The organism is Priestia sp. TRM10, from assembly GCF_057808375.1.
Genome location: NZ_JBJZOT010000013.1, coordinates 604429 through 628884 on the forward strand (window position 1 = coordinate 604429; position 24456 = coordinate 628884).

Here is a 24456-nt window from a genome sequence, read left to right on the forward strand (position 1 = left end):
ATAATCCTGTATGTCCTATGAGATCTGTACGGTTTCTTACAGTGTGTCTAATGTTGGATAAGGAACCAGTGTTTATACTTGAAATACAATCCTAACTGTAATCAAAAGAAGTATTCGTTTGGTCAGGTTGGAAACCTATACTGTATATCAGAAAATGTTTAAATTGGGAGGAAAAGTAGAATGATTATTGGAGTACCAAAAGAAGTTAAAAATAATGAAAACCGAGTTGCTCTTACACCAGCTGGAGTCGTTTCTTTTATAAATGCTGGACATGAAGTTCTGATTGAGGAAGACGCAGGAAGTGGAAGTGGGTTTACAAATGAAGATTACACCGCTGCTGGAGCACAAATAATTACGAATGCCGAAGAAGTATGGAGTCGTGCTGAAATGATTATGAAAGTAAAAGAACCACTCCCAAGTGAATATCGTTATTTCCGTGAAGGACTAATTCTATTCACTTACCTACACTTAGCTGCTGAGCCAGATCTAGCTCAAGCTCTTAAGGATACAGGGGTTATTGCCATTGCGTATGAAACAGTTGTAGAAAACGGTACTCTTCCTCTTCTTACTCCGATGAGTGAAGTAGCAGGGCGGATGGCTGCTCAAATTGGTTCTCAGTTTTTACAGAAATCAAATGGAGGTAAAGGTATTCTTCTCTCTGGGGTTCCAGGTGTTAATCGCGGTAAAGTAACCATTATCGGTGGGGGAGTCGTAGGTACAAATGCAGCAAAAATCGCAATAGGGTTAGGCGCGGATGTTACCATTCTGGATTTAAGTGCAAGTCGTTTACGTCAGCTAGATGATATTTTTGGTAATCAAATTAAAACATTAATGTCTAACCCATCTAACATAGCACAAGCGGTAGAAGAGGCTGACCTTTTAATTGGAGCAGTCTTAATTCCAGGTGCAAAAGCTCCTAAGTTGGTAAAAGAACACATGGTAGAAGCTATGAAGCCGGGCTCTGTTATTGTAGATGTAGCTATTGACCAAGGTGGTATTGTCGAAACGGTCAATCAAATTACTACACATGACAACCCAACATACACAAAATACGATGTGGTTCATTATGCAGTAGCAAACATGCCTGGAGCAGTTCCAAGAACATCCACAATTGCTTTAACAAATGTTACTGTTCCTTACGCATTACAGATTGCAAACAAAGGTGTATTCAAAGCAATCTTCGATAATGAATCGTTAAAACTTGGATTAAATGTAGCAAACGGTGAAATCACATATGAAGCTGTCGCAAAAGATCTTGCCTATAACTTTGTCTCTCCAGAACAGGTTTTCGAAAAAGAATTCACAACTGTTTAAGAGAAGTGAATATATTGTTCTAACCCCTTTCAAAATTACAGGAGGCCATATATTAACGTTCCTCGATTGAGGTATGATTATGTATGAGTAAAAAAGCTGCACAGTGAGAAGAAATGTTCATAAAAAGCAGGTTATCCAAAGAAAGCGGGATAGCCTGCTTTTTTATGGAGGTATTGTGTAGTCGTATTTTGAAAAAAAGGTAAATATTTAAAAAGTGAAGGTATAGATTGGCTCATAATCTTTCTTCACATATTGTTCGTTATGACGTTAGGAAAGAAAGACTTATGATCCAGGCAAAAGTGACAGGTGATAATAATCGGTATTATAGCTTTAATGTAACAGTGAAATTTACTAATGTTACATCCCAAAGAGTATTAGATATTTCTATTCATTCTATAAAAGGGTACCTGTCCCTACAAAATTCAAATGAACTCAACTCTTTTCACTACCGATAAAGTCAGTCTATAGGTAATTATATTCTTTCTTCTACGGGTATTAAGGATAATTACTTAGGGGTAATTGTCTGCCTGAAGAGCACTTACATTAACTTATTTACAAAAAACAGGCGGTTTTAACTATTGTATCCAAATGTGATTGACGGAATAATGGAAAGGTAAAAAAAGAAGGAGTGAGAGATTTGTCAAAACGGTTTCATACATATTTAATTCTAGGCATCTTTTTTCTATTCATTTTCCTCCCCAATTCAGCTTTTGCGAATGAAGAAAAAAGTGTTTCAGAAACAGCTCAAAAGTATTTGGGTGTTTCTTATCTTACAGATGGGAAAGAACCCAATCAAGGATTTAGTACGGGGGGGTTAGTTCAGTATGTTTTTAAAGAAGCTAAAGGTGTGGAGTTACCCCTGTATCCAAGGGAACAATTCGAGCTTGGTAAAGATGTAGAAAAGGGAAATCTCCAGGCTGGTGACCTTGTCTTTTTTAAAGGAGAAAATACAGAAAATGTAACAAGCGTTGGCATTTATAATGGTAACAATGAAATCATCATTAGTTCCGTCTCAAAAGGGGTTATAAAAGCTGAATTAACAGAGGGAAGCTACTATGCTAATAAATATATCGGAGCTAAACGACTTGATCCTAACAATCTTTATGGAGTTGAATCCCCGCTCTTAAAAGAAGCGATGAAGTACATCGGAGTTGATTACTCAAGCAACGGGAAGACGCCTGAGGAAGGTTTTAATTCGGCAAGATTTGTTCAGTATGTATTTGGACAAGCTCTGGATCTCAAAATTCCGGATAACTCTAGTGAACAATGGAGTTTAGGAACAGACATATCAAAGGGAAATCTTCAGCCTGGCGACGTTCTTTTCTTTAAAAATGCTGATACAGGAAATATTACGACAACAGCTTTTTATGTAGGAAAGGGAAGAATGATTTACAGTTCGTCTACAAAAGGCATAACTATAATTGATTTTGAAGATTCTTCTTATTGGAATAGCCGTTTTTATGGAGCTAAACGAATAACAGAGGTTCGGGATATTGATCGTGAAGACCCACTAATCAGTGAGGCCTTAAAATACATGGGAGCACCTTACCTTGAAAGTGGTAAAACACCAAGTGGTTTCGATTGTTCTGGATTCACAAAATATGTGTATGAAAAAGTACTCAGAATTTACTTACCTGGAGCACCTGAACAACAGTGGAAGCTAGGTACACCTGTTAAAAAGGAAGATATTGAAGTAGGTGATCTCGTATTCTTCCAAAATACGCATCGTCCAGGCATCTCTCATGTGGGAATCTATGCAGGAAACAATCAAATGATTCATGCGTCAAGAACAGGCTCAGCAGAGGTCAGAATCAATTACTTATCATATAATTTCTACACGGAAAAATTCGCTGGTATTAGACGAGTGAAAAATCTAACCATCCCTAATGATGTTCCAGTTGTTAAAGAAGCAATAGATTTGCTAGATGTTCCTTACAAATCAGGAGGTACATCACCAGAAGGATTTGATACTAGTGGATTTGTTCAATATGTTTATAAACAAATAGGCATTGATTTACCTCGTTATGGGAAAAATATGCTTCAAGAAGGAACAGAAGTACAAGAAGAGGATTTGCGACCAGGAGATCTCGTATTCTTTAAATCTAACAGTATTATTCCTGCTATCTATGTTGGAAATGGACAAATAGCCGTTGTTTCAAGAATGGAAGGGGTTCGCATTGCCAATTATAAAGTGAGCTCTTATTGGAACCCTATTTATTATAGTGCTAGACGTCTTAATGTCGAAGGATAACTCTTCGGTGTAGCTTTGAATGAAATGATTCTTATAAAGTAGTGGGCTCTATTTCAAAACATCATCTTTAAGAAAAAAGGCTCCTTTGCTTCGAGTACGCAAAGGAGCCTTTTAGATTCACATTCGTGAAGAACTATTATTCTTTTTATGGATGATTTACCTTTTTACAGCATGAAGAAAATGAGTCGTTTCAAAAGCTGATAAGTAATCTCCTCGGTTGGAAAAATAAAGCTCGTGAATCTGAGAGGGAGATAGATGTTCATAAATAAGTAATCCTGATTTTTCTAACATATGCTCTAATTCCTTGTAGGAAAAACAGGATTTCATAGGTTCTCCACTTGCTTCAGCCATTTTGATCATGTTTTCAACTCTATTGGACAATCCTTTTTCTTTAAAAAGGTTATCACCCGCGTAATCAAAGACAATGGAACTTCCTGCTGGAATTTCAGCAAATAAATGATTGATTAAGCTTGAAATTTCTTCTTTTGTTAAATAATAAGAAACCCCTAGAAGACTAAAAAACGTTTTTTTGTGACCAAATCCTTCGTCTATTAGGGATTGATAAGAGAACGTTTGAGTAAAGTCCATAGGAATAAAGTGAAGATTACTCGGAATTTCAAATTTAGCTTGTTTTAAACGGGACTTTTTAAATTGTTGTGTAGAAGGGTGATCAATTTCAAATATCTCTACACGAGGTTGCAACTCTGGATGTCTAAAACAAAAAGTATCCAATCCAGCTCCAAGTATGACATATTGTTCTAGCCCTAACCCTATTTCATTTAGTAGTACCTTTTCGCAATATGCAGTACGGGCCAAGGGTGTTGGAGAAAGTTGAACTTGGGTGATCCACTTTAATATTTCTTCTTCATTTCCTTTAAGTTTCTGTGCTATATCTTTGTTGAAGAAATGTATTCCTTGAATCATATTCTCTTTAATGTTACTGAACTCTTGTTGCGAAATTAACTCTTTAGCTAGGTAGTCGTCAAAGATTTTAGGGGTATCAAATTGACTGTGATAAGCTCTGCCAAAAGTAGATATCAATGAAGTTAAACTGGATTCATCTTTTTTCACGCAAACCCGCTCCTTCAATTTAGAACAAAAAAATAGGATTCTCCTGGCCAGGAGAATCCTATTATATACGTTAGTTTATTATTTGTAAATTATAGCATAAAATGATTTTTTTGTCAAATTTCAAGTGATAAGTACTGTTTTCTCCGTATTCATTGTATAAAGAGAAAGCTACTTTAGAAAATAGTTTTTTGGTTAGACAAACTGAATATTCATCACTTCACTTAATTTCACTTTTCTCTTTAATTTAGAGTTTTTATCAGTGAACATAAAGAGGTCTCTAGAGGGATCAGCAAACTGAATGAACCCCGTTTCCGTGATGTGTTTTCCATGCTTGTAGCAAGTTAGATATACTTTTTGATTCGTATGTAAAGCTTCAACCAATACTTGATTCATCTGCCCCATTTGATCTTCTGTTAAAAGAGGCTTAGGTATTTCTAATTGCCTATCTATAATTTCTTGTAATCCTATGTATTGTTCAGGTATGCTTGCAAAAGCTCTCCATTTTTTCATTCCTCTGTCTTTCATCGTATCATCCTCCTTTATGCTTTATGTCCTCCCATTAAGCTATTTCGATAACGAACGGTTGAATAATCGAGAGAGCTTGAAGCGCGCAGAAGACTATTCTTCCCATAACGAAGACGAATCTCATCGATCGTTTTGGCTAATGCATACGCTTTTTCGCGCTGATTGCTATCTTCAAACAGGCTCATTTGTTCTTCTTGTTGAATGCTTGTATTCGATAATGAAATGCCAATAGAGCGGATAGGCATTCCGTTGTCATATGTATGTAAGATTGTTAAACAATAGGGGAAAATATCTTGGCTTAAGTTGGAGGCTCTTACCATTTTCTTTTGTCTTGAAAATCCTCTACCTCTTTGTGTGCTATAACCAATGTATAAATGAATCGTTTGAGCGACTACTTGATGCATTCGTAAGCGAAAGCATATATCATCTAATAGCTCTAATAGCAATAATTCAATTTCTTTTCGATTTGTATAATCACGAAATAAAATTTGACTCTTCCCAAATGAACGAGATCGAGGAATGTATATCTCTGAGATACGACTATAATCAACGCCATTAGCATGCTGATGGAGTTCTTCCCCTAGGACACCGAATTCTTTTTTTAACATTTCTCTAGAAGATAGGGCTAGTTCTTTGATCGTATAAATGCCTAACCTGTTTAATCGTTTTTCTGTAGCGGATGAAATTCCCCAAAAATCTTTCATCGGATGAACGGACCATAACTTAAAAGGAACATCTTCATAGCGCCAATAAGCGACTCCTGTTGGGCTATGCTTTGCTTCATGATCTAAACTAATTTTAGCGAGTAAGAGATTCGAACCAATTCCAATTGTAGCTGCCAGCCGCGTCTTTTGATAAATCTCATGGATTATTTTATGAGCTAACTCCTCTGGTGTTCGAGCAAATAGATGTAAAGAAGCTGTAGCGTCAATAAATAACTCATCAATACTATATGCATGGAAATCTTCAGGAGCAACATATTGTAAGACTAGACTTGAAATATAGTTGGAAGCTTTAACATATCGCTCCATAGAAGGATTCACAACATAAATATCTTTCCTTTTCGGAATATCGAGGAGGCGACTTCCTGTTTGAATTCCTTCTCTTTTTAATAACGGTGTAGAGGCTAACACAATAGATCCTGACCGTTTTGTATCTCCTACAACAGCAAGTTTTGTTTTTAAAGGATCTAACCGTCGTATTACGCAAGAAACGGAAGCAAAAAAGGACTTCATATCAATACACATAATGACTCTGTTTGGTAGATGCTTGTAATCCATAAAAATAACCCCTTGAAAAAGAACATTTGTTCTATTATATAAGAACAAATGTTCCTTTATCAACCTATTAAAAATTGGGTGTATTCCATAATCCTTAAAATGAAGTATAAAATAACCATTTTTTGAGCTTTAAGTTAGGAGTCTGTTAGTTTATTAATTTGTAGAAGATAAAATTATCCGCATGATAAGAGGTAACATTCAACACAATTTTAATATTTCTTATCTACTACTAGGTTGTTTTATTTACGCTTCAGTCATCCCTGTTTATAGTATGTGAAGAGAGAGAACCAGCTGGGGATTCTATAAATATCAACACATCTTAACTTTTCACTAATGGCGATTAAACAGGGTAAACTTATATATTAAGATGCGAGATGTTTAGAAATATTTATAATTAAAAAGATAAGAACAAATATGAGATGGGGGAATTTATATGACTAAAGATGTTAATAACTTTCCATTCATTGAAACAAATAGGCTGTTATTAAGAGAAATTGTAAAAGATGATGCAAATGATATTTTAAAATATCTGTCTGATGAAGAAGTAATGAAATATTACGGTTTAGCACCTTTTCAAACCATCAATGAGGCTTTAAATGAGATTTCCTGGTATCAATCAATACTAAATGAACAAACGGGAATAAGATGGGGAATCACTTTAAAAGGAAAAGATGAAGTTATAGGGAGTTGCGGCTTTCTTAATAGAGTTCCCGGGCATTACCGAACTGAAATTGGTTATGAATTAAATAGAGATTATTGGGGGCATGGAATTGCGAGTGAGGCATTGGAGGCTGTCATAAGGTATGGGTTTAAAGATTTAAAGTTTCAAAGAATAGAAGCTTTAGTAGAGCCTCCTAATATACTTTCACAGAAATTAATAGAAAAAAAAGGTTTTATTAGAGAAGGGTTATTGAGGAATTATGAGTTCACATGTGGGAAATTTGATGATTTATATATGTATTCTTTGTTAAAGCAAGATTTTGAGAAACTGCAAGAAAGTAAGCTAAATATGTAAACAAACATGCATCCATATAGAAATTAAATTTTTTCCTTATATCATACTAGAACTCTTAATTTGTGTTAAAATTTACCTGGTCATTAATTGTGGAATATAGGATCAGTACCCTTAAATTTGGACTCTATCTTCTTTGCTTGTTGGTTGAGAAATAACAAGAAATTCAACATCTTCGTCAGAGCGATTCATCATTTGGTGGGCAACATGAGGAGGAACTTCTACTCCTTCAAGTGGTGTTATATTTTCTAATTGTCCATCTATTTCTAATGTAGCAGTTCCCTTTAATACAAAGAAAAACTGTCGAGATTTTGTATGGTAATAGCGTACTTCAGCGGTATTAGGGGGCATACGTTCATGGATAACACTTAAATCTTTTTGATTTACTAAACGCCATCCATCGCATTGATCTCCCCAAATATAATGTTCTGCATTTTTTTGACTGATTTTCATTTTTATCTCGTTCCTTTCAGTATAATCAGATAATTCTGTGAGATGAATACTATAACTTTTAGATTCTTACTTTACAATAACTGCTTTCTTGAATAATCCAAATCTCCATCAGTATTTGGTTGGTTTTCTTGAGGTTATAAATAGAAAAGCTTATACTTGCGAGGTAAGCTTTTTTACATATAGGGGGAATAGGCATGATTTTAAAACCTAAAGCAATATTTTTAGACATGGATGGGACAATTTTAAACCGCTATAATAAGGTGAGTATGGCAACAAAAGAAATTATTGATGACTTGCGGGCTCAAGGAATATTTGTTTTTATTGCTACAGGAAGAGCCTTTGATGAAATAGAAGAATTAGTGCCAGAAGGATTTAAAGTTGATGGATGTATTACGTCAAATGGTATGGCAGGATATGTAGACGGAGAGGCCGTATTTAAACATTCTCTTTCCCTTGAGCTGGTAGAAACGATTATTAAAAAAGCGAGAAAAAACAAGGTGTACTATGAGCTTTTCCCATATGATGCTCAACGTATGACATTAAAACAAGATAAACAATACGTGGAAGAAGAAATTCGAGAGCCAAAGCCAGACAGTGTTGAAATTAATGAGTGGCTTTCACGCAAGAATGCTCTTAAAGAAGAAATTGCTTGGAAAGATGACGTTGAGGGAAGTGAATTTTCGAAGTTCTATTTCTTTTCACGAACAAAAGAACATATTAATAAATGGAAAGATGAGCTCAACGAACTAAAGAAAGAAATAGATTTTACGACTTCTACTTCTTCCAATCACAATGTCGAAGTAATGGTTGCAAATGTAAATAAAGCAACAGGGATCAAGCAGATGTTAAATCATTTTGGATTGGCTGCGGATGAAATTCTTGCTATTGGGGATAGTAATAATGATTTACCAATGTTTCAATTTGCTAGCCATGCTGTAGCAATGAAGAATGCATCGGCTTCTATTCAAGAAATTGTTGATGATGTAACAGAGTTTACATGTGATGAAGATGGAGTATATCACTATCTTTCTCAATTCAGACTGCAAAAGCCAAATCAAGAGATGATCACTTCTAAAAAAGATAATAAATAACCTAATTCATCAGTTCTTAAAAAAAGAAGACAAAAGCATAGCCCTGTTAGCTATGCTTTTTGTTGTTAGCTATGCTAGTTTATCAGTCTTAAGCAAAAATGAGGAGCTTTTATTATAAGCTATCCTCTTATAGTTGTTGAAAACAGGTTAAAACATATATACTTAATACATGTTTAAGGTTTTTAGAAAGAAATGAGGAGAGTATGTAAAGATGGATCAAAATAACCAACTATATCATTTTTTATTAGAAAGAACACGCTTATTGACTGAACAATGGTATGAAGCTTTAGACAAAGACAATTCATCTGGTGTGTATGCATCTGATGACCCTGAAGTTGTTGAGATGGTAAAGAACCAAAATTATGAGTTTCATTTACGTTTTTGTAGAGTCTTTGATGAAACATGTTCTAAGGATGAGTTTTTATCTACTTTCAATAAATGGATTCATGAGACTTCCCGGGAAGAAGAACATCAACATACACCAACTCACTTAATATTGCGAGAGTTCTTTAATAATCAAGAACAGTATTTAGATTATATACAAGAATTTGTAAAAACGAGCAAAGAGACCTATTCGCAAGAAACGATTAACGGCTGGAATCGTAAGATTATTGAAACCTTTAATCGTGTGATTTTAGCTTTTTCAAAAGAAAGTTATAAATATGCGGAAGAACGTCTAGCTGCTCAAAAGGATATGATTCATGAATTAAGTTCCCCGATTATTTCACTTAGTGAAGAGCTCGCTCTTCTCCCTCTTGTAGGAGATATTGATACTGATCGTGCTCAGAAGGTAATGGAAAATACTTTACAGCAATGTTCAGATCAACAAGTAAATCATCTTTTAATTGATTTATCTGGAGTACTCATTATCGATACGATGGTGGCTCATCAAATCTTTCAATTAATCAAGGCTTTGAAATTAATTGGTGTGACCTGTACACTTTCAGGAATTCGACCTGAAATTGCTCAAACCGCCATCCAAATTGGAATCGATTTTGATGACTTATCTGTGGTTTCTAGTATTCATCAAGCTTTAGTTCAACGAAGTTTACTTCAGTAACCTGTTATTTGCATGCAGTCGGGTTATGGATATGAAAAGGGAATTTAGAGAAACGAAAACCTTTAAATAAGCAAGTTTTGTATTTTTTAATAAATAAAAGATTAAAAAGACCTTATTAGTAATTAATAAGGTCTTTTTAGTGTGAGTAATCAAGATTATGTACCCTAACGTTATATAAGAGGTACGTTAGGTTATATGTAACCTGAATTTGTATAGAGTAGGTATTAAATAATGTCGTTTACACACATCTTTATGGTAAAATTTAGAATGAAATCTTACATTTTAAGGAATGAAGAGGTGTTTACAGATGAAGCAAGTTGAAGATGGTGTAACTTTGTTTTCTGAGGAAGAAAGTAATGTTATTAAGGCTCTAAAATCAATTGCGAGAAATCAACAAGTAAAGACAAAAATTCAGGGATCTGAAGAACTTTATCCTTTATTGAAACGTGCAGCGAAAAGGTTTATTGCGGGAGAAATAAAAGAAGACGGAATCATAAAAGGAAGAGAATTACTAAACAAAGGTTATGCTATTTCTCTTGAATACATAGGAGAAAATACAGAAACAGTTGAGGAGTGTGAGTGTGCTAAGGAAAGGTTTATGGATTTAATGGAAAGCTTAGGGGAAGCATCTATGCCATCTACCATATCTCTTGATTTATCTCACATAGGCTTGTCCGTTCATTCCGATATTGCCCTCAAAAACCTTATAGAATTGGCTGCGAAAGCAAAGAAATCCAGTTTGTACATTATGATTAGTATGGAAGAATCAAATAAAACCGATAGGATCATTGAAATTTATAAAAAGGTATCTCGAGAATATGATAATGTCGGCCTTACACTCCAAGCTCATTTGAATCGTTCCGAAGATGACATTCTTGATTTACTTCATTATCCAGGGAAAATTAGGTTAGTAAAAGGTGCTTATCAAGAGCCACCTAACCTTGCTATTACGAGGTCAGATGAATTAAATCATCGTTATCTTCAGTTTGCTGAGCTATTAATAAAGAAAAACCATCCTACTTCCATTGCAACCCACGATGAATCGATCATTCAAGAACTAAAAAAACGAGGCCATTTAAATCAAGACAACGTAGAACTTGAAATGTTATATGGAGTAAGAGCTGATTTCATGAAACGTTTAAAGGACGGAAATTATAAAACAAGAGTGGATCTTACATACGGAACAGAGTGGTACTTGTATTTGTGTCACAGACTTGCTGAATATCCGCCTAACATCTATGTAGCCCTCACAGATATGATTACTCCCCACAACGGCAATCAGTCTCTATACTAAGCGCAGAATGGAGTAAAAAAGGTTGTGAATTACGCAACCTTTTTTACTTTGTTATGTAACTATTTTATGTAAGTATTAAAAAGTTACATTATAATCACTAAAAATGTGTAGAACATCCAACCTAAAAAGGGAAAGCTAAATGAGTTAATCGTTCACTAATTCTTTTAGGGGTATCAAATTTAATTTATTGCACAGAATAATTCTAGTTTAACTTAATAGTAATAGGATTTTTTATTTTTAATAGGAGTTGTTGTGTAGTGAAAGGAAAATCAGTGTTGCTTGCTGTGCTTCTATTACCTTGGTTATCACTTTTTAAGGTGGATAAGTTGACTTTTAAAAGATATTTGCCTGTTTTAACTTTTAGTTCATTAGTTATTGCTCTAATCAGTGAACTATCTAAAAGTTATACATGGTGGAAAGTTAAAACGCCCATTTTTCCAAGACTTTCAAGTGACATTTCTTTTATTTTTGGGCCATTTTTTATAGCAAACTTTTGGGTTTTTAAATTAACGTATGGGAAATTTAGTCATTATATGCTCCTTAATATTTTATTTGATTATATGTTTGCTTATCCTTTAACAAGTATTGCAGAAAAATTAAAAATCTACAAAATGGTAAATATGACTCGTTTTCAATTATTCATCTTATCAATTGCTACAGCCGTTATTAATTATGGTTATCAATTTTTTATACAAGATGTTTTAAAGTCAGATAGGGAAATAAAAAAGCAAAACTAGGCATGTGCCTATTTCAATAATTTATGTCTGGTCATTGCCATTACTTCGATAAAAAGGCAATATTATCTTCATTTCAAAAATAGGGATCAATTGCTTTTACTATTATGTATGCTTTATAAAAAGTGTGATATGGACTAGAAATGAATATATCTATCATTAAGCAGAGAAAGCTTACTCATAAACTAAAGGCCAAGGACCATTTCTGCTTGACCTTCGTTACAATTTAAGGAAAAGCCCAAACTTGTTGTTGATTAACGATTTTGGGCTTTTTTACTTCCCTACTTTTTGCTATTCTACACTGTCTTTATTCTATTATTTTCTCCTTTTCAAATAGACATTTATCATCAAATTCCAAATTCAGTAATCTATCTGTGCAAAAAACCATTATATTTAATATAATATATATAAGCTTATTTTAATTACATTATTAACAAAGGAGCATGGAGAGTGGAAGAAAGAGAATTACTTGTAAAAAATCTAGTACTAACCTTTAGGACACAAATCAAGAGAAAACGCTCAACTATCCAACCTATAGTAAAACATTATATCCCGCTAAATGAATTTTACGTGCTAAAAGTTTTATTTGAACATAATCAAAAGATGACAGTTTCGGAAATTTCGAATAAGCTTCAAGTAGCAACAAGTCATATTACAGGTGTTAGTGACAGGTTAATTAAAAAAGGGTTAATCACTCGAGAACGGAGTACAACAGATCGTAGAATTGTATACGTTACCATGACGGATAAGGGAATAGAACTTACTAAGGAAATGAAACAAGTGCTATATGAATGTTTCGATGAGAAATTTGAAGATTTCACAAATGAGGAACTAGAAGACTTTATTTATTTGTTAAAAAAGATAAAACTCGAAAGAACGTGATGATCAATAATATGACTTTAGCTATGCCTTCTACACTCAGTTCTAGAAGGTAGATCTAAGGGAAAGAAAAAGTACAAACTCCTTGCCAGGCAACGGAGTTGTGCTTTTTTCTTTTTATGACAAGACATAAACCGTATTGAAAACCATAATCTCAACAGCTTTTTACGTACGATATTTTGTGTTAGATGAACTAGACGTAACTAGAATTGCCAAAGTTCCTCTTTCGTAATTATCTATGTAATAATCATAGAACTTTTGTTTAATGTGTTCGTATAAAATAGAGGGGAATAAATAGATGCTATAATAAAAATCAGTGCGGGAGATTAGTTCACGAATAGAATATGGTACCTTAGTAAAAGCAAATCTTCTTTTTAAAAATGAAGGGAAGTATAGATAGAAAATTTTTAGAGAGAGTTGGAAGAAACGGTGGGAGGCAACATCTAAACTGTTTTATATTTTATACATAATGCTCCTTCTTGGAATGATGCTTTCTTTCTTTATTCAAGAATTTGATGCCTAGTTTTAAGAACATAAAACAAAACGATATGATGAAACTAGATCGTGGAGGAGGACAGATATGTTGAAAGGATTAAGAGTTTTTTTATCAGTAATAGTTGTTATTTTATCTGGATATGGCTTACTCACTCAAAGTTTTAAGCTTATGCCATATTCTATGTTACTATTGAGCGCTCTAATATTAGTAACAGGATTCATTGAACTTCAAAAAAACAAAAAAGAATTTTGGGGTTATGTGTGCATTGTGGTTTCCTTATTTGCCTTATCTGGATCTATACAAGGGTTTTTATTAAATTAGTGATTGTAACAGCTAAATATTTTGTTTGAGAAATTCTTAAAAGAAAAAGGAATGATTATCTAAAAGATCTCACTCCTTTTTCCTGCTTATAATCAAGATCATAGTCACTGAGTTTTATTATAGTAAACAGTCAATGCTTATAATTGTGTTGTTTCAATTGAATTTAACTTTTGCATTACTTCTTCCGTTCTCAAAACTTTAGCAAACTCATTATCTAAAGTTGCTAAAGAAACATTATGGATTTGTTCAGCGGAATAATAGGTGTTGTCTGCTCCTTTGATGGCAAATGCAGCCGTTGCATCAGATACTAAGTAAGTTTCAAATCCCAAATTACCACTCATTCGAGTAGTAGTAGATACACAATGAGGAGTTGTTAATCCTACAATGACAACTTTTTGTATGTTGTTTTCTTTTAAATGTTCCTCAAGACCAGTTCCTATAAAAGCACTGTTTACTTTCTTTTTAAAAATAGTTTCATCTTTTATTGGAACTACACTATCTTTAAAAGCTGAACTTTGTTTATTAGGATGGAAGATGGATTGATCGTTATCAGATAAATGCTGAATATGTACAATTGGATATTCTCTTTTTCTCCACGCTTTTAATAAGAGTTTAATATTGTCCTCAGCATGCAGGTTGTTTCTTGGCCCCCATTTTTCATCTTCAAAAGCTTTTTGGACATCAATGATTATTAAAGCCGTATTAGTAAAGTTTTCTTTCATGTGTCAATCTCCTTACGTCTTTTCTACATATTTTAACATTTATGTTATAGAGATGGATTATAAAGTGAGAATTTTATTTAAATTTCCTAAAATATGTTTTTAGAAGTTTTATATCCATCTCTAGCTTATGAAGCTAACTTCTTGCATTCTTCTGCACATTTTTGACAATGATCATGATCGTGTTTTTTGCACTCGTTCCCACATGCTTCACAAATAGCTGCACATACTTGAGCTAATTCAGAAACAAAGGGTGTCCCTCTTCCTAAAGCTTGTTCTAAATAAGCACAAATATCTGCACACTCTCGATCCAAACGAATGCATTGAGCCATCATTTTAACATTCTCTTCTTTCAAGCAGGCATCATAACAGTGATTACAAGTAGTCATACATTCATGTAGAGTTTCAATTATAGATTGATAGTTTTCATGTGACATATTAAAATTCCTCCTATCATTTTTTTCTTCTTTAATTACACTAGACTTTTTTCTCTTTTGTTAAACGTATAAATGTATAACAGAGAGTTTTCATTATGTGCAATTTCCTATAATAAATAACCTTTAATCAAAAGAAAATCCTTTGCTTGGTACAGCAAAGGATTTTTTCATTTATCCGAATAGGGGAGGGAATACATAAGTAGTCTGTCCAAACTATTAGATTAATATACTTATATATTTTAGAAAGTTTTCTCTAGTAGTTTATGTACGATAAGTAACATTAGGGTAACTAGGTTTATGTTCTTTATACAATGTAAAAACAAAAAAGGATATGAGAGGGATCCAGTATCTTTTTTGTTTAGAGCAAGATAAGGCTTAAAGAAACTGGAAAGCTCACAACCCCTTGAATAGTTTGCTCATTAATGTAGGATTTTATCGTGTATATAGAAATAGATTTCACTAAAAATAATATAGAAAAGGAAGTTATATTATTTACAAAACAAAGGTATTTTAATATTTACCATGATCGGGGTCATCAACTATTATGTTATGGTATTTAGGTAATAACCTATAGTATAAATATAGGTGAACGTCCAGAATAAATACATATATATTAAAGCAGTATTTATAAGAAAGCAAAATATCCTTTAAACATAGGGAGAAATAATGGACAGAGAATAAAAGGATATAGGGAATAGGTGAAATGAATGAATACAAGACAAAAGGAAGTTCTATTTTTATTGTTATCTGAATCCGATGAACATGTATTGGTGCAAGACCTTGCAGATCGAGTGAATTGTTCGGAAAAAACGATTCGTAATGACTTTAAAGCAATTGAGGATTATCTTATGAAGTATTCGAGTGCCCTTCTTGTTCGAAAACCTGGATTAGGGGTGTACTTAGAGATTGAGGAAGCTGAAAAGATAGATTTATTTAATAGATTGTATCGTGTTCATAATCGTACAAAGTATGAATCAGATGAAGAAAGAATTTTGGATATTGCTTATAATTTGTTGATGAATGTAAAATCAGTTACAGCACAGGAGATGGCTACTCAGCATTTTGTCAATCGGGCTACTATAAAGAAAGATTTAGATAACATTGAAAAGTGGTTAAGTCGTTTTGGATTAACGATCATTTCCAAACAGAGAGTGGGATTGATGATTGAGGGAAGTGAAAAGGATAAAAGAAAGGCGCTAGCTAGATTGTCAGATTTAATTCGTAATTCGGATTTTACACATCAATTTATTAAGAAGCAATTTCTATATCATGAAGTTGAATTTGTTATGAAGGAATTGAAAGCGCTACAAAAACGGCATTCCTTGTTCTTTACAGATGATACATTTGAAAGTTTATTGACCCACACGTTACTTATGATACGGAGAATAAAACTTAAGCAGTCTATTTCAATTTCTGAACAAGAAATTAAAATAATGAAAGAAACAAAAGAATACAACTGGACGTTGGAATTTTTAAAACAACTGGAGTTGGTTTTTACGATTCGTTTTCCAGAAGAAGAAGCGATCTATTTAACAACTCATATTTTAGGAGGGAAGCTTCGTTATCAGGAGAAAGCAGAAGGAGAGAGTAAGTTTAGTGAAAATAACCTGATTCTTTCCCAGATTGTTCAATATTTGATTACACGTATGTCACAGTTAAATGAAATAGATTTTAGTAAGGATCCAGTTCTTATTGAGGGGTTACATATTCATTTATATACCACATTGAATCGGTTGCATTATGATCTTTCACTATCGAATCCAATGCTTCATGATATAAAAAGAATGTATCCTTATATGTTCGATATGCTAATTCAAGTATTAGAAGAAATGAATGAAACGCTTGCTGTTTACATCCCAGAAGAGGAAGCAGCATATCTTACTTTACACTTTGAAGCAGCGATGGAACGTTTGGATCATCAAGAAAAATCTAAAAAAGTCATTATTGTTTGCCATATGGGAATTGGAATGTCCCAGTTGTTACGCACAAAGATTGAACGGAGATTTCGTCATGTTCACGTGATGGGGTGTATAGCGAAAGCAGATTTGGAGGCGTACTTAGCGACACATCAAGATGTAGAACTTATTATTTCTACAATCACCCTTCCTAAACTCGCTCTTCCTCACTTTGTCGTATCTCCGTTATTAGAGTGGACAGAAGAAAAAAAACTAGAAGATTTTATAAAGCAACTGAATAAAACACATTATAAAGAAAAAGAAGACTTTGTTATGTTAAACTACACAACGCCGTTCTTAGTGTTTTTACAACAAGAAGTGAAACACCCTTATCAGTTAATTGAAAAGTTAGCAGAAGCTTTGCATAGTAAAGGTTATGTTGATAAAGATTATGCAGAACATGCGATTATAAGAGAAAAAATGTCAGCAACAGCGATTGGGACCGGGATTGCCATTCCTCATGCGAATGCTAAGTTTATTAAGGAATCAGCTATTGCCATTGCGACATTGAAAGAACCAATTGAATGGGGAACGGAGGAAGTATCACTTGTATTCATGTTAGCAGTTAAGAGCGATGGGAAAGAAGTAACAAAGAGACTATTCCAAGAGCTTTCTGTTATAAGTGAACAACCATCTTTTGTTCAAAAGCTGACAAAGGAAACAAATGTAATGAAGTTTTTATCCTATTTGCATAATTAAGCGAAAAGTGAGGTTGAGATACCTCACTTTTTTATTATGGTAAAAGGTCGATTTTTCCGGAAGTTACGGTAAAAAACGAAACTTTTGTCATCTTCATCTTGATATATATTGAATGTAGGCGCTTACAAAGGAAGTGAGGAGGATTGAAAATGAAAATATTAGCCATTACATCGTGTCCGAATGGGATTGCCCATACATATATGGCAGCGGAAAATTTGCAAAAAGCAGCGGATAAATTAGGAGTTCAAATGAAGGTTGAAACCCAAGGTGGTATCGGGGTGGAAAATGAACTGAATGAGCAGGATATCCGCGAAGCAGACGGTATTATTATCGCTGCTGATAGAGCTGTAAATAAAGATAGATTTGTAGGAAAGCCATTACTAGTTGTTGGAGTACAAGATGGTATTCGTAAACCCGAGGAATTGATCCAGAAAGTAGTAAGTAGTGATGTACCAATTTATCGTTCACAGTCTAAAACGCTAGAAGGGAATCAAACAGCGAAAAAACAAAATCCAATATATCGTCATTTAATGAATGGAGTATCTTTCATGGTGCCATTCATTGTAGTAGGTGGATTATTAGTTGCCATTGCGCTAACTCTCGGGGGAGAAAAAACACCAGGTGGTTTAGTTATTCCAGAAGGTTCTTTTTGGAAAACAATTGAGCAAATTGGCAGCACATCCTTTACATTTATGGTGCCAATTTTAGCAGGATATATTGCTTATAGTATAGCAGATAAGCCTGGCCTTGTTCCTGGTATGATTGGTGGATATATTGCGGCAACGGGAAGTTTTTATGGAAGTGAAAGCGGTGCTGGTTTCCTTGGCGGAATTATCGCTGGTTTCTTAGCTGGTTATATGGCGTTAGGGATTAAAAAGTTAAAAGTTCCAAAAGCGATTCAACCTATTATGCCGATTATTATCATTCCAGTAGTTGCTTCACTTATTGTAGGTCTTGCATTTGTATTTATTATTGGTGCTCCTGTCGCACAAGTTTTTGAGTCATTAACAGCTTGGTTAGCAGGTATGCAAGGTTCAAGTTCTATTCTTTTAGCGCTTATTTTAGGAGCTATGATTTCTTTTGATATGGGTGGACCGTTCAATAAGGTAGCCTTCTTGTTTGGTTCAGCGATGATTGGAGAAGGAAACTACGAAATTATGGGTCCAATTGCTGCAGCAATTTGTATTCCGCCAATTGGAATGGGGCTTGCTACGTTTATAGGAAAGAGAAAGTTCCAAACGTCTGAAAGGGAAATGGGGAAAGCAGCATTTACAATGGGGCTATTTGGTATTACTGAAGGTGCAATTCCATTTGCAGCACAAGATCCCCTTCGTGTTATTCCAAGTGTTATGGCGGGTTCTATGACAGGTGCCGTTATTGCAATGATTGGTCATGTAGGAGATAGAGTAGCGCATGGCGGTCCAATTGTTGCTGTGTTAGGAGCTGTAGATAATGTAGTGATGTTCTTTGTAGCTGTAATTGTAGGATCTAGTGTGACGGCTATTATAGTAAATGTATTGAAAAAAGATATGTCAAAAATAAAAAAGCCGGAAATTGAACAAATAAAAGAAGTTTCAGCAACAAGAGAAATGCCACAAGTGCAACAAGAAACTCAAATAGAAAGTAAACAAATTGTTATTCAAAAACTAACAGAAATTATAAATTTAGAGCTTATTGAAACGGATTTAACAGGGGAAACACGCGATGAGATCATTGATGAAATGATCGGAAAATTGAACCATGTTGGTGCACTTCATTCAGAGGAAGAATTTAAACAAGCAATTATGAATCGTGAGCAAGAAGGTACAACAGGTATTGGCATGAACATTGCGATTCCACATGGAAAATCAGATGCTGTCAGGAAACCAAGTGTTGTATTTGGAATCAAGCAATCAGGTGTGGATTGGAAAAGCCTTGATGGAACGGAAGCGAAGTTAATATTTATGATTGCTGTACCAAAAGAAAGTGAAGGGAATGAACATTTGAAAATCCTTCAAATGCTTTCTCGAAAACTGATGGATGACAGTTATAAAGAGCGATTATTATCTGTTCAAACAAAAGAAGACGCATACAAGTTACTAGATGAAATTGCATAGAATGGAGGATTTTAATTATGACTGAACCGTTATTTTTTGCACCAGTTTTTCAAGAAAGAATTTGGGGGGGGACACAATTAATTTCTTTTGGATATGAAATTCCATCGAATCATACTGGGGAGTGCTGGGCTTTTTCAGCGCATCCACATGGACAAAGTGTGGTTAAGAACGGAAAATATAAAGGATTATCTTTAGGTGAATTATGGGAAGAACATCGAGATTTATTTGGGAATGTGGAGGGAGAACGTTTTCCTCTTCTTACAAAAATCTTAGATGCTAATCAAGACTTATCCGTTCAAGTTCATCCAAATGATGAATATGCTAGTATCCATGAAGGAGAACTAGGAAAAACAGAGTGTTGGTATGTAATTGATGCTATAGAAGATGCAGAAATTATTTATGGGCATCATGCAAAAACAAAAGAAGAATTAATTGCTATGATTGAAAATCAAGAATGGAACAAACTATTACATCGAATAAAGGTAAAACCAGGAGATTTCTTCTATGTGCCAAGCGGCACGGTTCATGCAATTGGTAAAGGGATTTTAATATTAGAAACGCAGCAAAATTCAGATACAACTTATCGATTATATGATTATAATAGAAGAGATTCTGAAGGGAATTTACGTGAGGTTCATCTTGAAAAGAGTATTGAAGTGACTGAGACACCATTTACACAAAATCAACTATCAGTTATGCATGAAAAAGTAGAAAATTTGAGCATAACACACTTTGTTCAAGGAGATTATTTTTCGGTAGAAAAATGGGAGCTAAAAGGGTTAGCCCATTTGAAACAGCAAAAGCAATTTCTTCTTGTTAGCATAATTGATGGAGAAGGGGAACTAATAAAGGAAGATAAGAGTTATTTCTTCAAAAAGGGAGATCATTTTATATTGCCTACTAGTTTTGGAGAATATGAACTTGTCGGTGATACTAAATGTATTGTTTCAAGTTTGTAATAGCTGTATTTATTAAGCGTAGTATATTACTTGTTACTGATAATACTAGAAAGTCTGTTTAATGACATTTTCCCTTTTTCTACTACAACATAAGGATAAAAAAAGCTTTGGTCTAACCAAAGCTTTTTTTATTCCCAATTACTACAGCTATTTTACTTAACTTGATAATACTTTCTAATAATAAGTCAAATCTATTTTTTTAGACTACGAGATAGAATCGTAGTCTTTTGACTAAGGCCACCTATCGCTTTTGAAACAATTAACATTTATTTAGCAATAAAAAAATAACAATATTGAATAAAAATTTATTGTGAAACAATAAATTATGTGTTAAATTCAAACTGACAATAAATAAGTGAGGTGCTTTTTATGAACAAAGGAACAACCTTCTTTTTAAAGATAGCTGTTATTCTTATGGGAATTCCAGTTCTTGCTTTATGCATATTTTTAGTGCCTGAGGTAGGGAGTTATGCAGCAGAATTGTATCCAGATATGGCGTATATAAAATATCTTATTTTTATCGATTTGTATGCAGCGGCAATCCCTTTTTACATTGCTCTGTATCAAGCTTTTAAACTTTTAAGTTATATTGATAAGAATAAAGCGTTCTCTACAATTTCTGTAAAAGCTTTAAAGAATATAAAATACTGTGCCATCACAATCAGTATCTTATATGTGGTCGGCATGCCACTTTTATATCTCATAGCGGAGAAAGACGATGCCCCGGGTATTATATTAATTGGATTAGTAATTATTTTTGCTTCAATGGTAATTGCGGTCTTTGCTGCTGTTCTTCAAAAACTATTAAAAGAAGCGATTGATATAAAATCAGAAAATGACTTAACAGTCTGAGGTGAAAACAATGGCAATTATAATCAATATTGACGTGATGCTGGCTAAAAGGAAAATGAGCGTTACGGAACTTTCGGAGAGGGTTGGAATAACGATGGCTAATCTTTCTATATTGAAAAATGGAAAGGCAAAGGCAGTTCGATTATCCACTTTAGAGGCGATTTGCAAAGCATTAGAATGTCAACCAGGAGATCTTCTAGAATACCGAAGTGATGAAGATACCCAAGATTAATAAAATAGGAATATGTAACATAGAGAGGAAGAGAAAGTTGTTCAGGGGTGAACTTATGCATCTAACTCTAAATGTATTCATCTACACTAAGCAGGACTTCCCTATATTCAGAAAAAAACTCTGGAGCACAGAATCATGAGGGCACTAAAACAACTCGTTCGTTTTGGTTGGGAGCAGGCCCTCTCGTGTTTGTTTCCTGTCGTTATTTTTGCCTCTTTGGCTTTTACGCAAATCATGCCGATATCTTTCCTGTCACGATATGACTGGCTGCTCATCATCTGTCTTCTGATGCAGTGGTGGATGGTGCGTTTTGGACTTGAAACACAGGATGAACTAAAGGTTATCACATTGTTTCACCTTATTGGACTCTTTCTTGAACTTTTTAAGGTACATATGGGTTCCTGGTCTTACCCAGAGGAAGGATATTCTAAAATTTTTGGAGTACCTTTGTATAGTGGATTCATGTACGCAAGTGTAGCGAGTTATCTTTGCCAGGCGTGGAGGAGATTTAAGGTTGAACTGATTAAGTGGCCACCGTTTTTGGTAGTTGTACCTCTTACAGCTGCGATTTATTTGAACTTTTTCACCCACCATTATTGGATTGATATTCGTTGGTGGTTATCTGGACTTGTAATTATCGTCTTTTGGCAATCATGGGTCATATACGAAGTTGATGGAACTCGTTACCGTATGCCAATCGCGCTTTCTTTTGTGCTCATCGGTTTTTTTATATGGATAGCCGAAAATATCGCAACGTTCTTTGGAGCGTGGGAATATCCAAACCAAACTGATTCATGGAGCCTCGTTCATCTAGGAAAGGTGAGTTCATGGCTCTTATTAGTGATTGTTAGCTTTCTTATAGTAGCGACGTTAAAGCAGGTTAAGGAAAATTACCGCTAGGATAGATACTAGTTAATTTTTATACTGCTAAGAACGCTCTTTTTAAGAGTCAAATCCTTAGCATAATAAGGCATTGGGCTTTTGTAAGTTGAAATTCCTCTAGCGTACAAAATTGCGAATAAGATAAATTGGAAAAAGCAACGTTAGAATTGTTGCTTTTTTCTTTATAAATAGCTTTCTTTAGTAGGGGTTCTTGTGAAAATATTTACTTAAACTATAGGAGGGAAGTTTATTTAAGTTCTTTATCGAGCGCATTTATGGAGTAACGAAAAAAGAAAAGGCACAGAACTCTTAAATGATACGGGAGCCAAGCCTCTCTAACTTTCCCAAAGATGTTTTATGTAAATTAAAAATACATAATCTATACATTTTCTAACTCACTAAGTTATGTCTTAGTGAGTTTTTGTATGGAAAATTTATAAATAGAAGAAAAACGGGGATATCTGAATATCATGATTTATGCTGTTTTACTATTGATTACTCATCGTTTTGTAAATTGGTTTCAGGCAGAAAAAAGATACCACTAAATAATAAATAAAGGACAGGGGAGATTCTCCCTTGGCTTTCGTCATAATAATTTAGATTAAATCTGTAAATAATATACATATCTTGAACAATTATTCTCTGGAGGTACCTAGATTATGACGACACATCCTACTCAATTAACGTCAGCTGAAATAGCTTGTATATGGACTAACTATATGCAAGATAGTATGTCCAAATGTGTATTATCTTATTTCTTACAGACGGTAGAAGATGAAGATATGCGTCCCCTTATTCAGGAGGCGTATGATATCTCTTGTGCTCATATTGAGAAGTTAACCACATTATTTCAACAAGAACAGATTCCACTCCCAACAGGATTTACAGATGAGGATGTGAATGTGAATGCTCCTCGGTTATATACAGATGCTTTTATCCTTCAATATTTAGCCCATATGACTAGAGTAGGGATGCTTGGATATAGTGGATTCACCTCTATGGGGGCGAGGAAAGACCTCAAAACGTATTTTATAAAAGGACTGGGAGAAACATCTGATTTATTTGATAAAACTACAGATTTATTACTAGAAAAGGGATTATATATTCGAGCACCTTATATCCCGTACCCGACCAAAACGGATTTTGTAGATAGTCACAAATATTTAAGTGGTTTTTCTCTATTCAATAAACAACGGCCATTAAATGCTATAGAAATTTCTCATTTATACATGAATAGTGTCACTAACCATATCGGAAGTAAACTGTCCCTTAGTTTTGCTCAGGTCTCCCCTCATGAAGAAATTCAAAATTGGATGTTAAGAGGAAGGGATATTTCCCGAAAACATATGCGGATTTTCACAAGGATTCTTCTTGATAGCGATATAGAATCCCCTATTTCATCTGATGTTGCCATTACCGATGCTACAACACCGCCTTTTTCGGATAAACTGGCTATGTTTCATATGGGAATGTTAAGTGCAACAGGAACAGGAAATTACTCTACAGCAGCATCAGCTAGTCAAAGAACGGACCTCATTCTTAATTATGAACGTTTATCCTTTGAGGTGGCTCAGTATGCTAAGGATGGAGCTGATATCATGATTAAGAATAAATGGATGGAGCAGCCTCCTACAACATTAGATAAAGAGCAACTGGTAAAAAAGAAAAAATGAACCCGTAAGAGGAGTTATGAAAGAACGATTTGATAAAAATATAATGATGTAAATAAGATTTGGATATCATCTAAAGTATAAAACGAGAAGAAACGACTTGAATCAGTCGTTTTCTCGTTTTTAAAGATGGTAAATAACTTTATAGAAGTGTTATGGCTCAAGTTCACCTTG

At 34.2% G+C, this 24456-nt stretch carries 22 protein-coding genes; 16 read left to right on the top strand and 6 right to left on the bottom strand.

Annotated features, from left to right (window positions below; translation table 11 throughout):
- Positions 1-180: 180 nt before the first annotated feature.
- Positions 181-1314, top strand: a complete 1134-nt coding sequence (gene ald / locus ACK3CR_RS14395; RefSeq protein WP_488975621.1) for an alanine dehydrogenase — start codon at positions 181-183, stop codon at positions 1312-1314.
- 637 nt (positions 1315-1951) lie between these two features.
- Positions 1952-3565, top strand: coding sequence for a C40 family peptidase (locus ACK3CR_RS14400; protein ID WP_488975622.1), 1614 nt, complete (start codon positions 1952-1954; stop codon positions 3563-3565).
- Between the two features lie 156 nt (positions 3566-3721).
- On the opposite strand, the gene ACK3CR_RS14405 is transcribed toward ACK3CR_RS14400, so the two are convergent.
- The 3 genes from ACK3CR_RS14405 to ACK3CR_RS14415 form a co-directional block, all read right to left on the bottom strand.
- Complete coding sequence (locus ACK3CR_RS14405) at positions 3722-4636, bottom strand: class I SAM-dependent methyltransferase (protein ID WP_328122826.1); 915 nt, start codon at positions 4634-4636, stop codon at positions 3722-3724.
- Between the two features lie 192 nt (positions 4637-4828).
- Positions 4829-5161 carry a YolD-like family protein gene (locus tag ACK3CR_RS14410; protein ID WP_488975623.1) on the bottom strand — a complete coding sequence of 111 codons (333 nt, stop codon included), beginning with the start codon at positions 5159-5161 and terminating at the stop codon, positions 4829-4831.
- A gap of 14 nt (positions 5162-5175) precedes the next feature.
- Positions 5176-6441 carry a Y-family DNA polymerase gene (locus tag ACK3CR_RS14415; RefSeq protein WP_488975625.1) on the bottom strand — a complete coding sequence of 422 codons (1266 nt, stop codon included), beginning with the start codon at positions 6439-6441 and terminating at the stop codon, positions 5176-5178.
- 433 nt (positions 6442-6874) lie between these two features.
- On the opposite strand from ACK3CR_RS14415, the gene ACK3CR_RS14420 reads away from it, so the two are divergent.
- Complete coding sequence (locus ACK3CR_RS14420; RefSeq protein ID WP_488975626.1) at positions 6875-7456, top strand: GNAT family N-acetyltransferase; 582 nt, start codon at positions 6875-6877, stop codon at positions 7454-7456.
- A 111-nt stretch (positions 7457-7567) separates the two neighbouring features.
- Here the strand turns inward: ACK3CR_RS14420 and ACK3CR_RS14425 are convergent, their stop codons facing one another.
- Positions 7568-7906, bottom strand: a complete 339-nt coding sequence (locus ACK3CR_RS14425; RefSeq protein WP_410915082.1) for a cupin domain-containing protein — start codon at positions 7904-7906, stop codon at positions 7568-7570.
- 194 nt (positions 7907-8100) lie between these two features.
- Here ACK3CR_RS14425 and ACK3CR_RS14430 point away from each other — a divergent pair, with 194 nt between their 5' ends.
- The 6 genes from ACK3CR_RS14430 to ACK3CR_RS14455 all read left to right on the top strand — a co-directional run bounded on the left by ACK3CR_RS14430 (position 8101) and on the right by ACK3CR_RS14455 (position 13781).
- A complete protein-coding gene (locus ACK3CR_RS14430) occupies positions 8101-8997 on the top strand; it encodes a Cof-type HAD-IIB family hydrolase (RefSeq protein ID WP_410915083.1) in 897 nt (298 codons plus the stop codon).
- Between the two features lie 211 nt (positions 8998-9208).
- Complete coding sequence (locus ACK3CR_RS14435; protein WP_328122835.1) at positions 9209-10057, top strand: STAS domain-containing protein; 849 nt, start codon at positions 9209-9211, stop codon at positions 10055-10057.
- Between the two features lie 307 nt (positions 10058-10364).
- Positions 10365-11351 (top strand): proline dehydrogenase family protein, encoded by a 987-nt coding sequence (locus tag ACK3CR_RS14440; RefSeq protein ID WP_488975629.1) that lies wholly within the window; start codon positions 10365-10367, stop codon positions 11349-11351.
- A 257-nt stretch (positions 11352-11608) separates the two neighbouring features.
- Entirely contained in the window at positions 11609-12088 is a 480-nt protein-coding gene (locus tag ACK3CR_RS14445) for a hypothetical protein (RefSeq protein WP_243512660.1), read from the top strand.
- A gap of 447 nt (positions 12089-12535) precedes the next feature.
- Positions 12536-12967: a MarR family winged helix-turn-helix transcriptional regulator gene (locus tag ACK3CR_RS14450; RefSeq protein WP_268585474.1), complete on the top strand. Its 432-nt coding sequence runs from the start codon at positions 12536-12538 to the stop codon at positions 12965-12967.
- Positions 12968-13544: 577 nt separating this feature from the next.
- Positions 13545-13781: a DUF3953 domain-containing protein gene (locus tag ACK3CR_RS14455; protein WP_243512641.1), complete on the top strand. Its 237-nt coding sequence runs from the start codon at positions 13545-13547 to the stop codon at positions 13779-13781.
- 137 nt (positions 13782-13918) lie between these two features.
- On the opposite strand, the gene ACK3CR_RS14460 is transcribed toward ACK3CR_RS14455, so the two are convergent.
- Complete coding sequence (locus tag ACK3CR_RS14460) at positions 13919-14503, bottom strand: cysteine hydrolase family protein (RefSeq protein ID WP_243512638.1); 585 nt, start codon at positions 14501-14503, stop codon at positions 13919-13921.
- 125 nt (positions 14504-14628) lie between these two features.
- Positions 14629-14937, bottom strand: a complete 309-nt coding sequence (locus ACK3CR_RS14465) for a four-helix bundle copper-binding protein (RefSeq protein ID WP_488975630.1) — start codon at positions 14935-14937, stop codon at positions 14629-14631.
- 707 nt (positions 14938-15644) lie between these two features.
- On the opposite strand from ACK3CR_RS14465, the gene ACK3CR_RS14470 reads away from it, so the two are divergent.
- The 7 genes from ACK3CR_RS14470 (at position 15645) to ACK3CR_RS14500 (ending at position 24285) form a co-directional block, all read left to right on the top strand.
- Entirely contained in the window at positions 15645-17591 is a 1947-nt protein-coding gene (locus ACK3CR_RS14470; protein WP_488975631.1) for a BglG family transcription antiterminator, read from the top strand.
- Positions 17592-17740: 149 nt separating this feature from the next.
- Positions 17741-19687 (top strand): PTS fructose transporter subunit IIABC, encoded by a 1947-nt coding sequence (locus tag ACK3CR_RS14475; RefSeq protein WP_243512607.1) that lies wholly within the window; start codon positions 17741-17743, stop codon positions 19685-19687.
- Positions 19688-19704: 17 nt separating this feature from the next.
- Complete coding sequence (gene manA, locus ACK3CR_RS14480) at positions 19705-20646, top strand: mannose-6-phosphate isomerase, class I (protein ID WP_243512604.1); 942 nt, start codon at positions 19705-19707, stop codon at positions 20644-20646.
- 369 nt (positions 20647-21015) lie between these two features.
- Positions 21016-21498, top strand: a complete 483-nt coding sequence (locus ACK3CR_RS14485) for a DUF2975 domain-containing protein (RefSeq protein ID WP_243512601.1) — start codon at positions 21016-21018, stop codon at positions 21496-21498.
- A 10-nt stretch (positions 21499-21508) separates the two neighbouring features.
- Positions 21509-21730, top strand: a complete 222-nt coding sequence (locus tag ACK3CR_RS14490; protein ID WP_061806037.1) for a helix-turn-helix domain-containing protein — start codon at positions 21509-21511, stop codon at positions 21728-21730.
- Between the two features lie 135 nt (positions 21731-21865).
- Complete coding sequence (locus tag ACK3CR_RS14495; RefSeq protein ID WP_488975633.1) at positions 21866-22630, top strand: DUF817 domain-containing protein; 765 nt, start codon at positions 21866-21868, stop codon at positions 22628-22630.
- A gap of 641 nt (positions 22631-23271) precedes the next feature.
- Positions 23272-24285, top strand: coding sequence for a DUF3231 family protein (locus ACK3CR_RS14500; RefSeq protein WP_243512583.1), 1014 nt, complete (start codon positions 23272-23274; stop codon positions 24283-24285).
- The last annotated feature ends 171 nt before the right edge of the window (positions 24286-24456 follow it).

Coding starts and splice junctions, on each gene's coding strand:
- ACK3CR_RS14490 (WP_061806037.1), top strand. CDS start 21,509: ATGGCAATTATAATCAATATTGACGTGATGCTGGCTAAAAGGAAAATG.
- ACK3CR_RS14430 (WP_410915083.1), top strand. CDS start 8,101: ATGATTTTAAAACCTAAAGCAATATTTTTAGACATGGATGGGACAATT.
- manA (WP_243512604.1), top strand. CDS start 19,705: ATGACTGAACCGTTATTTTTTGCACCAGTTTTTCAAGAAAGAATTTGG.
- ACK3CR_RS14465 (WP_488975630.1), bottom strand. CDS start 14,937: ATGTCACATGAAAACTATCAATCTATAATTGAAACTCTACATGAATGT.
- ACK3CR_RS14470 (WP_488975631.1), top strand. CDS start 15,645: ATGAATACAAGACAAAAGGAAGTTCTATTTTTATTGTTATCTGAATCC.
- ACK3CR_RS14485 (WP_243512601.1), top strand. CDS start 21,016: ATGAACAAAGGAACAACCTTCTTTTTAAAGATAGCTGTTATTCTTATG.
- ACK3CR_RS14460 (WP_243512638.1), bottom strand. CDS start 14,503: ATGAAAGAAAACTTTACTAATACGGCTTTAATAATCATTGATGTCCAA.
- ACK3CR_RS14440 (WP_488975629.1), top strand. CDS start 10,365: ATGAAGCAAGTTGAAGATGGTGTAACTTTGTTTTCTGAGGAAGAAAGT.
- ACK3CR_RS14420 (WP_488975626.1), top strand. CDS start 6,875: ATGACTAAAGATGTTAATAACTTTCCATTCATTGAAACAAATAGGCTG.
- ACK3CR_RS14415 (WP_488975625.1), bottom strand. CDS start 6,441: ATGGATTACAAGCATCTACCAAACAGAGTCATTATGTGTATTGATATG.
- ACK3CR_RS14435 (WP_328122835.1), top strand. CDS start 9,209: ATGGATCAAAATAACCAACTATATCATTTTTTATTAGAAAGAACACGC.
- ACK3CR_RS14475 (WP_243512607.1), top strand. CDS start 17,741: ATGAAAATATTAGCCATTACATCGTGTCCGAATGGGATTGCCCATACA.
- ACK3CR_RS14410 (WP_488975623.1), bottom strand. CDS start 5,161: ATGAAAGACAGAGGAATGAAAAAATGGAGAGCTTTTGCAAGCATACCT.
- ald (WP_488975621.1), top strand. CDS start 181: ATGATTATTGGAGTACCAAAAGAAGTTAAAAATAATGAAAACCGAGTT.
- ACK3CR_RS14500 (WP_243512583.1), top strand. CDS start 23,272: ATGACGACACATCCTACTCAATTAACGTCAGCTGAAATAGCTTGTATA.
- ACK3CR_RS14455 (WP_243512641.1), top strand. CDS start 13,545: ATGTTGAAAGGATTAAGAGTTTTTTTATCAGTAATAGTTGTTATTTTA.
- ACK3CR_RS14425 (WP_410915082.1), bottom strand. CDS start 7,906: ATGAAAATCAGTCAAAAAAATGCAGAACATTATATTTGGGGAGATCAA.
- ACK3CR_RS14495 (WP_488975633.1), top strand. CDS start 21,866: ATGAGGGCACTAAAACAACTCGTTCGTTTTGGTTGGGAGCAGGCCCTC.